Origin of the sequence: Enterococcus timonensis (assembly GCF_900104595.1) — a bacterium.
Lineage (GTDB): Bacteria > Bacillota > Bacilli > Lactobacillales > Enterococcaceae > Enterococcus_J > Enterococcus_J timonensis.
Genome location: NZ_FNVY01000004.1, coordinates 1,024,774 through 1,039,182 on the forward strand (window position 1 = coordinate 1,024,774; position 14,409 = coordinate 1,039,182).

9 protein-coding genes are annotated in these 14,409 nt (G+C 36.4%); 3 read left to right on the forward strand and 6 right to left on the reverse strand.

Annotated elements, in window-relative coordinates; all coding sequences use genetic code 11:
• The first annotated feature begins 130 nt into the window (after positions 1 to 130).
• The 3 genes from BQ5341_RS09640 to BQ5341_RS09650 all read left to right on the forward strand — a co-directional run bounded on the left by BQ5341_RS09640 (position 131) and on the right by BQ5341_RS09650 (position 5,051).
• A complete protein-coding gene (locus tag BQ5341_RS09640; protein ID WP_071131772.1) occupies positions 131 to 2,593 on the forward strand; it encodes an N-acetylmuramoyl-L-alanine amidase in 2,463 nt (820 codons plus the stop codon).
• 16 nt (positions 2,594 to 2,609) lie between these two features.
• Positions 2,610 to 4,196: a glucosaminidase domain-containing protein gene (locus tag BQ5341_RS09645; RefSeq protein ID WP_071131773.1), complete on the forward strand. Its 1,587-nt coding sequence runs from the start codon at positions 2,610 to 2,612 to the stop codon at positions 4,194 to 4,196.
• Between the two features lie 114 nt (positions 4,197 to 4,310).
• Complete coding sequence (locus BQ5341_RS09650) at positions 4,311 to 5,051, forward strand: CDP-alcohol phosphatidyltransferase family protein (RefSeq protein ID WP_071131774.1); 741 nt, start codon at positions 4,311 to 4,313, stop codon at positions 5,049 to 5,051.
• 302 nt (positions 5,052 to 5,353) lie between these two features.
• Here the strand turns inward: BQ5341_RS09650 and BQ5341_RS09655 are convergent, their stop codons facing one another.
• From BQ5341_RS09655 to BQ5341_RS09680, 6 genes are all read right to left on the reverse strand, one after another.
• Complete coding sequence (locus BQ5341_RS09655) at positions 5,354 to 8,563, reverse strand: KxYKxGKxW signal peptide domain-containing protein (protein WP_071131775.1); 3,210 nt, start codon at positions 8,561 to 8,563, stop codon at positions 5,354 to 5,356.
• Between the two features lie 651 nt (positions 8,564 to 9,214).
• Positions 9,215 to 10,459: a flippase gene (locus tag BQ5341_RS09660; protein ID WP_071131776.1), complete on the reverse strand. Its 1,245-nt coding sequence runs from the start codon at positions 10,457 to 10,459 to the stop codon at positions 9,215 to 9,217.
• Between the two features lie 16 nt (positions 10,460 to 10,475).
• Positions 10,476 to 11,201 carry a glycosyltransferase family 2 protein gene (locus BQ5341_RS09665; protein WP_071131777.1) on the reverse strand — a complete coding sequence of 242 codons (726 nt, stop codon included), beginning with the start codon at positions 11,199 to 11,201 and terminating at the stop codon, positions 10,476 to 10,478.
• A complete protein-coding gene (locus tag BQ5341_RS09670; protein ID WP_071131778.1) occupies positions 11,194 to 12,219 on the reverse strand; it encodes a WaaS/CpsH family glycosyltransferase in 1,026 nt (341 codons plus the stop codon). Before BQ5341_RS09670 ends, BQ5341_RS09665 begins: the two co-directional genes overlap by 8 nt.
• Positions 12,219 to 13,355, reverse strand: coding sequence for an SDR family NAD(P)-dependent oxidoreductase (locus BQ5341_RS09675; protein ID WP_071131779.1), 1,137 nt, complete (start codon positions 13,353 to 13,355; stop codon positions 12,219 to 12,221). The genes BQ5341_RS09670 and BQ5341_RS09675 overlap by 1 nt, the downstream gene beginning before the upstream one ends.
• Positions 13,348 to 14,406: an acyltransferase family protein gene (locus BQ5341_RS09680; RefSeq protein WP_071131780.1), complete on the reverse strand. Its 1,059-nt coding sequence runs from the start codon at positions 14,404 to 14,406 to the stop codon at positions 13,348 to 13,350. The genes BQ5341_RS09675 and BQ5341_RS09680 overlap by 8 nt, the downstream gene beginning before the upstream one ends.
• Between the last annotated feature and the right edge of the window lie 3 nt (positions 14,407 to 14,409).

Here is a 14,409-nt window from a genome sequence, read left to right on the forward strand (position 1 = left end):
GCTTTTTTTGGCTTTTTCAATTTTTCTTTTATTTTCAGCATTTTTTTAAACAAAATTTTGGTTTCGTATTCAAGAAATTAAGATTACGTGTTAAAATTGTAACTATCAAAAGAAAAATAGGAGTTTTAAAATGAAAAAATTAATTCTTGCTTCCAGCTTGCTTTCAGTCCTTTTAATCAATTCATGGGACGTTACGGCTCAAGACAATCTCCCCACAAGTTCTAGTTCCCAAAATGAACTTGTAACAACTACAGAAAGTCAGTCAACTTCTACAACTTCTTCATCCAGCACCACCGCTTCCACTTCTTCTTCAGCAAGCACTTCTCCTTCCTCAACTGCTCCATCTAGTGAAAACACCAATAGCTCTGAGTCTTCTTCCACTAGTGAAAGTACGGCACCAGTAGCACCAACGCCACCCGTTCAAAAAGAGGAACCAGAAAAAATGGCCCCTCAAGCCCCCGTGCCATTTGCTCAGCCAAATCTCAATGATGTGGCCGTTGCTTCATTAGATAGTGTGAATCAACAAATTGTCGCAAACACATTAGCTCAGATTGAAATTCGACATCTACCTAAGTTACCGATTATGGATTATATTTCTACCGGTCGTCCTCGTGGCGTGGTGATTCATGAAACAGCTAATCCTACTTCGACTATCGAAAATGAAATTTCTTATATGTATAAAAATTATCGCAGTGTGTTCGTCCACGCTTTTGTGGATCAAAATAAGATTATCGAAATTCATCCTACCCAATATAAAGTTTGGGGTGCTGGCAGTTATGCCAATGATTATTTCGTCCAAGTAGAATTAGTTCGTCATACTGGCAATCGCCAAGCTTTTTATAAATCAATTAACAATCAAGCATATTACGCCGCTTTGAATCTCAAAAAATTTGCTTTAAATCCAAGTCGGGCGAATTCTGCTAGTACTTCAACGAATCCAATTGGCTCTATTTGGGGGCATTTTGAAGTTTCTAATATTTTAGGCGGCACAGATCATGGGGATCCAGTTGGCTATTTCAATAATTTTGGTTATTCATTTGCCCAATACTTTGAAGTGGTGAAATATCATTTTAATCGTTTGCCAGACCAAATAGCTTTTGCTAAATCGATTCCATCTCCTGGAAGTTATAGCCAGTTTTCAGGTGCTCGTAAACCTATTTATCAAGCTATTCCTAACACAGGATCAGGTGAAACTATTTTAGCTTGGACCGATCAACAACCAGGCGCAGTTAATATTTTGGAACTAGCGGAAACTTCCGCAGATACTTGGGCCAAAGTTACCGTAAATGGCATCACCGGTTGGGTTTCTCGCTCTGCTTTACAAACAGGTTGGTATAAAAATGACAATCAATGGTATTACTTTACTGCTCAAGGACAAGTCCAGACTGGTTGGTTATCATTAGGCGGACAAAATTATTATTTCAACCAGAACGGTCAAATGTTGACCAATTGGCAAATGATTAACAGCCGCTGGTATTATTTTGATGCTTCCGGCACAATGCAAAAAGGTTGGATTTTACTAGGCGATAAATATTATTTCTTAAACAGTCAAGGTCAAATGTTAACCGGCGAACAAAAAATCGGTTCATTGATTTACTTCTTTGATGCTTCCGGAAAAATGATGACCGGTTGGCAACAAGTCGGATCCGCTCACTATTATTACGCAGCAGACGGTCATCGCCAAATGGGTTGGCTCAATCAAAATGGTCAGACTTATTACTTTGATTCCGGTAAAAATGGCGCCGCTGCTTCCAGCTTAACTAAAATTGACAATAAGCTCTATTTATTTAATGCCGACTTCACGCAAGTTAAAGGAACAGGCTTAACCGAGTTGAACGGTCACACTTATTATTTTGAAGAAAACAGTGCTTTGGCTACCGGATCTAAAATAATTAATGGTCAAGTGTATTTATTTGATGAAACAACCGGCCAACGAGTAGATTCTGGTGTCTTCCGGATTTCTGGCAAACTTTATTTATTTTTAAATGGTAAAACAGCTCCAAAAGGTTGGCAAAATTTTGCTGGCAACCGTTATTATATTCAAGCAGAAGGCCTCGTTACCACTGGCTCCCTAACAATCGATGGCTCTCTCCATTTCTTTGATGAAAATGGCCTAGAAACTGCCGGTTGGGTTTATCAAAATAAAGCCTGGTATTACTACTCCGGCGGCAAGTACACTACCGGTTGGGGACTTATTAAAAATAAATGGTATCTTTTTGACAACAATGGCAAAATGTTTACCGGTTGGCAATTAAAAAATAAACACTGGTACTTCTTAAATCGCAACGGTGATTTAGCGATTGGTTGGGTTTATGATGGAAGTACTTGGTATTATTCAAATCGCAGCGGCGAAATGATTACTGCTTGGCAATTTGTTAATGGTCATTGGTACTATTTCTCCACTACTAGCGGAAAAATGGTCACTGGTTGGGCAAAAATTTGGAAAGATTGGTTTTATTTAAGTGACGGCGGTGATATGCAAACGGGCTGGCGTTTAATTAATTCGCATTGGTACTACTTCTATGCTAACGGCGCCATGGCTTATAATACGACCATTGGCGGCTACAAATTAAATGCTTCGGGAACTTATTAAAAATGGGGAGGAAACAATGATCAAAAAATTATTTATGATGACTTTTCTATTCGGTTGTATGGGGCTTGCTACCATTCAGGAAGTACATGCCGATAACCACGGAACAAGTATCACCAGTCAGCAAAATGGTTGGAAAAAAGTTGATGCGCACTGGTACTACTATCAAAATGGTCAAAAACAAGTCGGTTGGCAATCAATTTCTGGAACATGGTACTATTTGAACCCACACAATGGTCAAATGGCCACCAATTGGCTCAAAGAAAATAATACTTGGTACTTCCTTGGTTCTGATGGCAGCATGAAAAAAAATTGGCAAAAAGTCAATGGCACTTGGTACTTTTTTAACAACAGTGGAAAAATGTTAGAAGGTTGGCAACGCGTTGGTCAAAAGTGGTACTTTCTAACACCTAACAGTGGCGCCATGAAAACTGGTTGGCTCAAGCAAGGATCTATTTGGTACCTTTTGCATAATGATGGCGCCATGGCGGTAGGCTTTAACGTGCTTGGTGGTGCGACTTATTACTTTAATTCTTCTGGTATTATGCAGACTGGTTGGGAAAGTATTAATCATATTTACTATAACTTTAATGCATCAGGAGCCATGCGCCACGGCTGGTTTAATGAAGCTGGAACATGGTACTTTTTAAATAACGCTGGTCAAATGCAAACAAACTGGCTAGCTATTGGCAACACTTGGTATTTCCTTAACAGTAATGGCGCAATGCACACTGGTTTTTTAAATAGTGGTAAGCAACGCTTTTATTTGAAAGCCTCAGGAGACATGGCTCGGGGAAATCAGAATATTAACGGTGTTAGTCATAATTTTGCCAACAATGGTGAACTACTTGGTTGGACTACAGCGGCAGGTTACGAGGAATTCGAGCCGGTTTTACAAGATTTTAAGCCGTATGCTTATAACGCAACGGTAAAATTAGCTAATTCTCCAATATATAATCAAATCTTCCGCAGCTCTGCTGATTATCGCACCGTGGGCAATACGAATAGTTATTTAAATCAGACTGTCCGAGTGACTGATGAATTAATTACCAAAAGTGGTCGCTTTGTGGCTTTTACTTTAAACGGTCAAAAAGTTTGGACAAAAAAAGAAGTTCTTTTTCGTGATGACTTCCAACAACAATTCGTCAATATGATTAAAGGACCTGGCGAGACGGTAATGAAAGAGCGTGATCAATTCGCTTCCGTCATGTTAGCGCAAGCCATTTTAGAATCTGGTTTTGGTCAAAGCACACTAGCAAGTCAGCATAATAACTTTTTTGGCATTAAAGCTCCTGCTGGTTATCCCGGTCTTTCGGTTGTCGTACCCACCCAAGAATGGGATGCAGCAAAAGGCGAATATATTACTATTGAGGCTTCTTTTAAAAAATATCTCACACTTGAAGAGTCCTTTGCCGATCGCGCTTTATTTTTAGAACAAGGTGGTAATACTGGCCAAGTTGACTACTATTACGGGGCCTTTAGATCAGTAGCCAAGACCTATCAAAATGCGACTCTTTATCTGACAGGCCGCTATGCGACAAGCCCTACTTATAATGTCCAACTCAACAATTTAATCGAGTATTGGGAACTTTATACTTGTGATTAGAACAAAAGTAGAGAACAGCTCAATTGTTCTCTACTTTTTTGCTTTTAGACCTTGAAAACTAGCCTAAAAGAAAGTAGTATAAGGATATTAGGTCTTTTATTTTGGAGGGATAAAATGCAACTAACGAAAAAAGAATTTAAGCAAGATTTATCAAAAAAAATAGATTGGAATGAATTATTAATTTACTTTTCAGCTTCCTATCTAATCTCAAATCGTATTTCACCAGATTTTTCTTATTACTTTATCAAAAAAGGCACGAAACCCAATCGGATTACTCTGTATATGATTATCTCTGGTATCTTGGGCGGTTTGTTTTTCATGTTCCCTTTTCTTTGGGCCAAAATTGTTGGGGCAATTTTGATTCAACTGTGGTTTATCTTAGATTGTTCAGACGGTGAAGTCGCCCGTTATACGAAAACTTTTTCAAAATTTGGATCTGAATTAGATTTTTTGGCCCATATGATTGATCATCCTTTTTTCTGCATCTCCTTTGCGTTATCTTTAATTCAACTAAATCTTTATCCTGCTTGGTTGGTTTTAGCTACAGTTTTTGGCTGTTTGTTTCTTGATTCGACTATGCGAAATCTTATTACGTTAGAAAAATTTACCGATGAGCCTTCTGAAAAAACTTTCCATGCGCCTACTAGAATGACTCTTAAAAACTGGTTAAAAACAATCTTCAATACTTTCCTCTTTTTCCCAAATGTCATTTTATTTGGCGTTTTAGTTTACTTCATAGATTTTGCATTTGGTACGCCATTTTTCTTGATTCTACTTTTAGGAAATTTCGTTACTTCTCTGATCATCATTCTTCTTAAACTAAAACGAAAACTCAATCAATATTATTTTAATTAAAAAAATTAACCACTCATGACAGAGCCTTCCGAGGTTCTGTTTTTTTATGTAAAAATTCAAAAAAATGGTAGCTAAACGACTTTGAATTGTAATTCATAGATAGAACATAATCATTTGCTGGTGGCCGCTGTGACCTCCTTAACAGTACAATTTTAGCTCTATACAACGTTTAACAGTGAACACTAAAACTTCGGCTCTACTTCTAAAAGACAAAAAAATACGCCTCAAGTCATCAAGACTTGAAACGTATTTTTTTTACTTATTTGTTAATGAAATTTCCCCTTATTAATATAGAAGGAAAATTAGTTAACCCAAGCACCACTGATATCAAAGACATAACGTACGCCGTTGATTACTCGTGAAGTACTTACAAGTACGTTGCCATTAGGTACAGCATAGTACCATTTATTAGCAACTAATAACCAACCAGTTTTCATTGCGCCTGAAACTGTGCTCAAGTAGTACCATTGACCATTAACTAAAGCCCAACCAGTTGCCATAGCGCCATTAGCGTCTAAGAAGTACCATTGGCCTTTAATTTGAGCCCAACCAGTTAACATTTTACCTGAAGTTGTGCTCATGTAGTACCATTCACCGTTGACTAATTGCCAACCAGTTTTCATAGCACCTGATGTTGTGTCTAAGAAGTACCATTTTCCGCCATCAAGTAACCAACCTTTAGAAAGTTCGCCACCTTGGTAGAAGTACCATAATCCATCTTCGCCTAAAGTCCAGCCATCAGCTTGTAAAAGAGATAATAAGCGAGCTTTTTCGTCAGGATCTTTAACTTTAGCAATTGCAGCTTTCGCGCCATCAAAGTCACCTTGTCTGATTAATTTTTCAGCAAGAGCAATCCAAGGAGCGTCAGAAATAGCATTGTCAGCTTTAATTAAAGAAGCAGCTTTTGCATTAACAGCAGCAGCAGTCGTTAATTTAGAAACTTCAGCTTTCAAAGCTTGTTTTTGAGCAGCAGAGCTATTAACAAGTCCATCAATTACTTCATAAGCAGCAGATTTAGCTTCACTCAAAGCTTTTGCATCATTTAATAATGCTTGTTGAGCAGCTTGTGTAGCTGGATTTTTCATGTTATTGACAGCAATTTGAGCTTTTGCATAATCAGCATCTTTCAATGCTTGTTTAACAATCGCAACTTGTCTTTCATCATTGATTGAAACATTTTGATCAATAGCAGCTTGCAATACAGCAGCTACGCCAGCTTTAGTAGTAGCGGCACTTACTTTATTTTGGTAAGCAACTTTTTCAGCATTTGTTAAGCTATCTAAACCAGCAATTGCATTTTTAGCAACTTCTTGTCCAACTTTGAAATCTTCACTAGCAACACCAGCTAAAGCATCAGCATTACGAGCATTTTCTTGAACATTGTACAATTCTTTTTCAGTACTTGTTGCAAATGCTGCAGCAATATAACTTTGTTTGTCAGCATTGCTTAAGTAGTCAAGTTCAGAAATATAGCTAGCTACTTCATTTTTCTTAGCTTGGAAAGCATCAGCAGCATCTTCTAATTCTTGATCATAAGCAACAGCTTTATCAACAACTTTTTTAACATCTTTTACTGTCGTTGCAGCAGCAACTTCAGCTTTGTAAGCTTCTTTAGTAGAAGCTGGAAGATATTCTAAAGCATCAATTGTGTTGTTTGCAGCAGCTTTTGCATCAGCTAAAGCTTTAGCAGCAGCAGCTTCTTCAGCATTTAATTTATTCAAAGTAACAGCAGTGTTGTATACATTTTGAACAGCAGCTGAATCTTTAGCTGCATCAACATCAGCAATAGCTTGTGCTTTTTGAGCAGCAGTTAAGCTTGTTAATGTTTCTAAACCTTGTTTAGCTAATTCTTTAGCTTCTTTTAATTCTAAGCTAGCAACGCCATCTTTGAAGTCTTGTGCTTTAGCAGCAGCAACAGCAGCGTCTACATCAGCTAAAGTTTTAGCAGCATTAACTTTCGCAACAGCGCCAGCTTTATCAACTAAATATTCTAAAGCATTTACTTCTTTAACAGCAGCAACTTTTGCTTCAGCTAAATCAGCAGCATCAGATAATCCTTTAGCAGTAGAAACAGCAGCATTTACTTGTCCAACTGAACGAGCAGCAGCAAGATTTGCTTCAGTAGCTTTTACTTGTGCATCAGTTAAGTTAAAGCCAGCAATAGTTACTTTAGCTTGAGCAACAGCGGCATCAACAACAACTTTATTAGCAGCGTCTTCAGCTTTAGCAGCAGCAACAATACCAAGAACAGAGTTCACGTCTTTTGGATGTGCTTGGATTGAAGCTAGGTAATCATTTTCAGCAACTTCTGATAAATATTCCAAAGCACTTACTTGACCTTTAGCAGCTTCAACGAATGCTTCAGCAAATTCAACTAAGGCATCGCCCCAAGCATCAGAAACAGCTTCAACATCAGCTAAAGTTTTAGCAGCAGCAACTTTATTAACAAATTCAGTTACTTTTGCAGCTGGAACGCTGTAAATTGAACCATCAGATTTAATTTTAGCTGTCAATTCATCTTTAGCAGCTTTTAAATCAGCAGCAGCTTTTTCAGCATCAACATAGCCTTGAGCTTTTGCTTTTGCAGCTGCAATTGCATCTCTAGTTTCTGCTTTGTCTAAAGCATCTTGAGAAGCTTTTTTGTTAGTTGCATTTTGGACAGCATCAACAACAAGTTGTGCTTCAGCGCGTAAAGTTTCTTCAGTAGCTGCATCTTGAGCTACAGCTGCAGCATAAGCTGTATCAACTTCAGCATTAGTTGTTGCTACATTAATTTGTTTACGGAAAGAATCTTGTTCAGTTGCTGAAAGGAAAGTTAAAGCTGGTAATTTTGCAACATAAAAAGCTTTGTAAGTAGCTAAATCTAATTTAGCGTCAGCTACTACTGCTGCGTCAACAACCGCGTTAGCTGCTGTAACATTAGCTGCTTTAGCAACTACTGCTTCAACATTTGCAATGGCAGTAGAAAGATCTTCGCTATAAGCTTCGTTTAAGAAATTGCTACCACTTGATAATGAAGAAACTACATTACTTACTGCAGTCTTTTTTTCAGCTGCAGGTAAAAATTTAAGACCATTAATCGTTGAAATTTGGCTTGCGCCTTTTTCAGCGGCTAATACGTCAGGGAAAGCAACATATGCTTGATGTTCAGCATCAGCAACAGCATTTTCGTCTGCAGCAGCTTCTAATAAATCAGCAAAAGTTGATTCGTCAGAGATTTTGAAAGCTTCGAAACTTGGTGCTGAAGCTACTAACAAGTTTACATGGTCGCGTGCTGCAGTTTTGGCCTCATCTAATTTTGCCTTTACAATGGCAACTTCTTCAACAACTGGAAGTTTAGCACCTTCAGCTGCATGTGATTCTACGGGTGCGCCTAAACCAGCGGCTAATAAACCTAAGATAACTGGTGCTACAACCCAGCTTTTTTTCGATTTATACATTTTGTAGATTTTTTTACTTCCATTATCTACAGAAGATAAATCGTCATGACGAGCATTTTTGTTTTTCTTCATAAACTAGAGACCTCCAATGTTTTTTATACTACAAGTGAATTGTATCCAATTCATTTCAAAATGTCAATAATAATTTAAAGGGCTTTATAAATTTATGTCTTGTTCCAAATTGTGTATTTTTATTTTTGTAACCCGTGTTTTTTTATGGAGATTCCTGTGTTCTTAGGATTCTTGAAAAGAGTTTCCAAATCGGAAATTAAAAAACAAATCGGATAAAATGCAGATTTTCTTTTTGGTCACTTTTTATAAAAATATCTTTGTATTTTGATTCTAATGAATTATTTTGCGTTTTTTTATCCCTCAACGTAATATACGGTATAACGAATTTAATAATTGGTGTTTTTTGGTTTTTTTAGAATAATTAAATAACATTTTTTCTTATTGGCGTTTAAAAAGATTTTTCTTTCTCTTGTTTTTTGAATATTTCTATTTCGTTTTTTAATCCCCTTGTTTTTTAAAACATTTGGTTTTTAATTTTCATTTAACTTACCTTTATTAGCAAGAAATTTAGTCTTTTGGCTAGATTTTCCGAATTTTTTTTAGAATTTATCCTAAAAAAAGGGCAAAGATTGATTTTCTAGGCGAAATTAATCTTTGTCCTTTTTTAAAAGCAAAAAAAAGCCCTCTTTCAAGTGAAAGAGGAACTGTCATTTATTTTAAAAATACTTTTTTCTTTTTTAGAAAAGTTACTACAAAAATGGTTAACAATACTTCAGCGCTAAGTGCACTGATCGCTGTTCCGATTGCCCCAAAGTTCAACGTGAGTGTAATTAAAAGGGCGACAGTAAAAATTGCCACAATGACATACATTTTCGACAATTCTTTTTGAAAGCCAGCTAAAGCCATCACTAACATCCCTAACGTATTTTCCCAGGCGTAAAATAATGGTAGAAAGGCCATAATTTGAATTAAAATAATTGAATGGTTGAATTGATCGCCGAAAATTAATTGTAAGATTGGCCGTGCGCCAAACAACAAGATCAGGCATCCAACGGCAAACAGAATCGTCATCACTATTAATAACTTTTTAACAAAAGTAAAGGCTTGTTCTTTTGATGACTCGTATTGTAAAGATAATTTTGGATAAAAAGTTTGAATAATCGGTAGCGCAATTGTTGAACAGACGCGGATCACGGTAAATGCTAGATTAAAATAACCAGTGATCGTATTGGTCGTCAGCAATCCTAAGATAAAAATATTAGTCGTCGTAAAGGTTGAGCTGGCCATATTGGTTACAAAAAAATCGCGACCTTCTTTCAGACTGTCTTTTACATCTGACCAACGAATTTTAACTATCCTGACTTTAAAGTGCCAACGAACATACCACCATGAAATCAGTCCAATTGTTATGTAACCTAAAGCATTTAGAAAAGCAACTAGCAAAATATCGTCACTTGACTTAACAAAAATAAATAAACCTAATGTAAAAATGAGTTTAGAAACAAAATTTAAAATTCCCACCGCACTCATTTCTTCAATCCCTTGGAAAAACCAAATAGGAAACAAGGCATTTCCCACTACGATTCCAAAGTATAAAATGTAAAGCAATGGATTGATTTGCATTTTAGGAATAAAACTCATCATGGCTAACAAAATAACAAAACAGCCACCAGTTAAAAGGAGTTTACTAACCATTACTGTCGTAAATAAGTGATTCACCTTTGCCTCATCATGACGGTTGATCGAGGCTTGTCTGGTGGCTGTTATATTAAATCCATAGTCTACCACTAGTAAAAAGTAAGTCATAATCGACTGAGCAAAACCAATTAGCCCATAATTATCCACACCCAAAACTAAGGCAATATAAGGCATCGTGATGAGTGGCAGCAATAAATTAAGTACTTGAATACTACCAAGTGAAGTCAGATTCAGCAAAGTTTTCTTTTTTGAAGTCACAAAATCATTCTCCTTTTTAATTGGTTTTCACGCGATAAAAGAAGACAAAGTAAATAATGCGAAAGCGCCAAAGTAATTTTTCACGTAAACTTGACTGATTTTCTACGGTAGTCACTGTATCTTCATGGCGACGGTATAAAACTAATTTTTCAGAAATCAAGGCGGCTTTATGGTGCTTGTTGGCTAAAATGCCAAACCACATGTCGTGCATTGGGACTTTTCTAGGGATCGGCAAAAGTGGTGAAATGAAACTTTTACGAAAAGCCATGGCACAACCAATAAAGGTATTTTTGAGAATATTTTTTCCAACTCCGAGTCCCGTATTACGATAGGCAAAAAATGAAGGAATCATCACTTCCAACTGATTATCAACAACTGTAATATCAGACATGAATAAATCAATTTCTGGTTGTTTAGAAAAATGCTCTAAAAAAACGTCAACTTTATTAGGAAGCCAAACATCATCTTGGTCACTCAAAAAAATGATTTCATTACGACAATGGCTCAATGCGTAGCTAAAATTAGCAATCACGCCTTTTTCTTGGCAAAAAATTAATTCAACACGAGAATCATGATGATAATTTTCATCAATTATTTTAACCGTTTGATCGGTTGATCCATTGTCTGAAATCACTAATTGATCATTAGGTGCAAGCTGGCTTATAATACTTTGGATTTGAGTGAGTACAAATTTTTCTCCATTATAAGTTGCCATGGCAACTGAAACGCTTGGTCTAGTCATGATAATTCCCTCCTGTTACAATTCCCAATAACTCACAAACAAAATAGTGAATATCGTATCGTCGATAAACTTCCTCTGGTATTTCCTGATAAGTGGAGCGCAAAAAATTTTCAGGGACTTGGACATCCGTGCGATCGACAACACAAATGTTTTCACTGCGATAAAAATCATAATGGACAACATCTGAATTAGTCGTAATTAACTTTTTCTTGGCACCGAGCATTTCTATAGTTCGCATGGTTAACCCACTTTGGGCAGGATGTTGAATATCGACAACCGTTTTAGCCGCGGCTAACTTTTCTTGCAAAACGTCTTTGTTTAAGGCTTGATAGTGAAAATCATTTAGCTGCGCATTGGGAATGATTTTTTTCAAGTATTTATAATAGTAAAACATTAACTTTGAAGGAATAAAATAATAGAAAAAAACCGACCGTTTCTCAGCTAGAAAGGCTTTTTTTATTTGTTCTAAAATAATAAAGCGGTCTGAGTGGATTGTGCCGACAAAGAACAAGTCTAAGACGTTTTGTTCTGACTTTTGGAGTGTTTCATAACTTGTATCAAAAAATAACGGACGAAAATGCCAACCATATTTTTGACAGTCTTGATAATCGAATGAAGACACTAAATCAAAATAGGCCGCCTTTTCTCGATTGTGGATTTTATTTTCCATAGAATCCCAAAAATACAGTGTCTTAAAGGATTTGGGAAAATAGTTGGCTAATTCCTCCAAAAAAAATATCGGGGTAGCCTCTCCTTGACAAATCAAAATATGATCAAAGGAAAAATCGGCCGTATCTGACAATATTTTTTGGTAGTATTTTTTGATTTGATCTTGCATGAGGCGAGGATTAATTCTCAGCATCGCTTTTCCAGCTGTGGAGTTACTAGGGCGCTCATCATAAAAAGTAACTTGAGCGCCCAGTTTCTCTAAGGCTTTTTGAAGCATTTTTTCATAGCCGAAAAACTTAGGTGCTAACAGTAAAATATTTTTTCCGTCCAAAGAAAGGGGCGTGTTCATTATTTATATAGTCCTTTTTCTTTCATTTCAGCGATGGAAGCTTCGTAATTGTCTTTTTCGATTTCTTGTTGATTGACCCAGTCAGCAAAATGACCAATGCCCTCGTCAAAACTTACTTTCGGCGTGAACCCTAGTAAATTATGAATCAAAGAAATGTCGGCAAAATTGTGACGAATATCGCCTAGACGATAATTCCCACTAACTTTCACTTCGGTTGGAATCCCATATTTCTCAATTAAAGTTTTAGCAACAGTAAGGACATCCGTCTTCTCGCCTGTTCCGACATTAAAGGAGTGGAAATTTGCTTCCTCTTTTTCAATGCCTAAAATAGTAGCGTCAGCAACATCATCAATATAAACAAAATCACGAGTTTCCAAACCATCTTCAAAAATATTTATATCGTTGCCGTTTTTAATAATGGTAGAAAAAATAGACAAAATACCCGTGTAAGGATTTTTTAATGATTGTCCTGGACCGTATACATTTTGATAACGGTAAGTAACTACTGGAATGCCAATGGATTTACCAATCATCAAAGATAATTCTTCTTGAGTATGTTTTGTTAAACCATACGTTGAAGTTGGATGGATTTTAGAGTCTTCAGTAGTACCAACGAGTTCAACCTCTCCGTTACAAATAGGACATTTTACTTCGAAATCGCCTTTTGCCATATCTTCATCGCGCCGTTCAATCGGATAAACATCGCCATCTTTCGCACAATGGTAACGGCCTTCTCCATAGATAGCGCGTGATGAAGCTACAACAACTTTTTCTACTGCTGTTTTTTTATTTGTTAAAATATCCCAGAGCAGAGCGGTTCCGCCAATATTAATATCTACATATTTTTGAATATCATACATTGATTGGCCGGTTCCAGTTTCAGCTGCTAAATGGACGATAATATTTTGATTTTCCAGGGCCTTTTCCCAGTCTTGACGATTCCGGACGTCCCCTTTAATAAAGTTAACTTTGCCTTTAATTCTTTGATAAAGCTCAGAATTATCGGGATTTTCCCCGTGAATTTGTGGTGATAAAGAATCTAGTACGGTTACTTGATAGCCTTTTTTTAACAATTTAAGAGCAATTGTACTACCGATAAAACCTGCTCCGCCTGTAATCAAAACATTTTTACTCATGGTTCAATCCATCTACCTTTCGAATTGGAAATAGTTTTTTATTTTTAAGCTTCATGCAATTTTTTTCGATAAGATGCCAAGAAATGTAAGCACAAATCATAACAAGTGGTAAGGTGAAGAAAAAATTTTGCAATTGAGAAAGTTGGTTATGAAACAAATACATCAAAAGCTGCTGAATGATGAAAGAATAAATATAAATCCCGTAAGATAAGTCGCCAAAACGACTGAAATTAGCTAGCTTTGGTACCGGTCCTAATGAGAAGAAAAAGATAAGATAGCTACCTGCAAAAGATAGCATTTCTGGCAAATGTCCTAAAAATATGCTGGCAATTATTAATACAAACGCCGCCAAAGCAATTTTACCATTTAGAACAATAGTATCCCGCCAATAGTAAAATACCATTCCAGCAAAAAAATACATGCCTAAAAGCCAATAATAATAGCCTGTTTGAACATTTAGAAAAACCATTACTAAACATAAGCCATATAAAATAAGACTAGTTTCTTTGCGTAATAATTTACTGAGACCTAAAACAATGATCACTATATAGTAAAAAAATTCGTACCAAAGTGTCCAAATCGAACCATTGATAGCATTCGGATAAATATTTTCAGTAAAGACACCAGGTAAATTGTAGCGCATAGTATACAAAGTCATATTTTTAAGATAATCCCACGTCATTGGATGTTTGAAATAGGCTCCTAGTGGCAAATCGGATACTAACGGCCCTAAAACAAAAGCCGATAATAAGATGACTACAATAAAAGCGGGCATAATCCGCAAAACCCGGGCTTTAAAAAATTGAACAACATTATTCGTTCTTTGATAGCTCATGGGAATTAACAAACCAGAAATCACAAAAAAAATCATTACTCCTAGAGATCCGGCGGTCATTTGTCCCCGACTAAGCAAATAAATAAATTCATGATTGTTCCCTGTTCCACTTAACGGATAGGAGTGAAACCAGACAATTAAAATAGCAGCAAAAAAACGGATGATATCAAAATTATTGTTCTTGGTAACGACCAAGTGACTGCTTTTAGCTTCCATCGT

Excerpts from the sequence above, each read along its gene's own strand:
- BQ5341_RS09640 (WP_071131772.1), top strand. The coding sequence starts at position 131 with ATGAAAAAATTAATTCTTGCTTCCAGCTTGCTTTCAGTCCTTTTAATC.
- BQ5341_RS09645 (WP_071131773.1), top strand. The coding sequence starts at position 2,610 with ATGATCAAAAAATTATTTATGATGACTTTTCTATTCGGTTGTATGGGG.
- BQ5341_RS09650 (WP_071131774.1), top strand. The coding sequence starts at position 4,311 with ATGCAACTAACGAAAAAAGAATTTAAGCAAGATTTATCAAAAAAAATA.
- BQ5341_RS09655 (WP_071131775.1), bottom strand. The coding sequence starts at position 8,563 with ATGAAGAAAAACAAAAATGCTCGTCATGACGATTTATCTTCTGTAGAT.
- BQ5341_RS09665 (WP_071131777.1), bottom strand. The coding sequence starts at position 11,201 with ATGACTAGACCAAGCGTTTCAGTTGCCATGGCAACTTATAATGGAGAA.
- BQ5341_RS09670 (WP_071131778.1), bottom strand. The coding sequence starts at position 12,219 with ATGAACACGCCCCTTTCTTTGGACGGAAAAAATATTTTACTGTTAGCA.
- BQ5341_RS09675 (WP_071131779.1), bottom strand. The coding sequence starts at position 13,355 with ATGAGTAAAAATGTTTTGATTACAGGCGGAGCAGGTTTTATCGGTAGT.
- BQ5341_RS09680 (WP_071131780.1), bottom strand. The coding sequence starts at position 14,406 with ATGGAAGCTAAAAGCAGTCACTTGGTCGTTACCAAGAACAATAATTTT.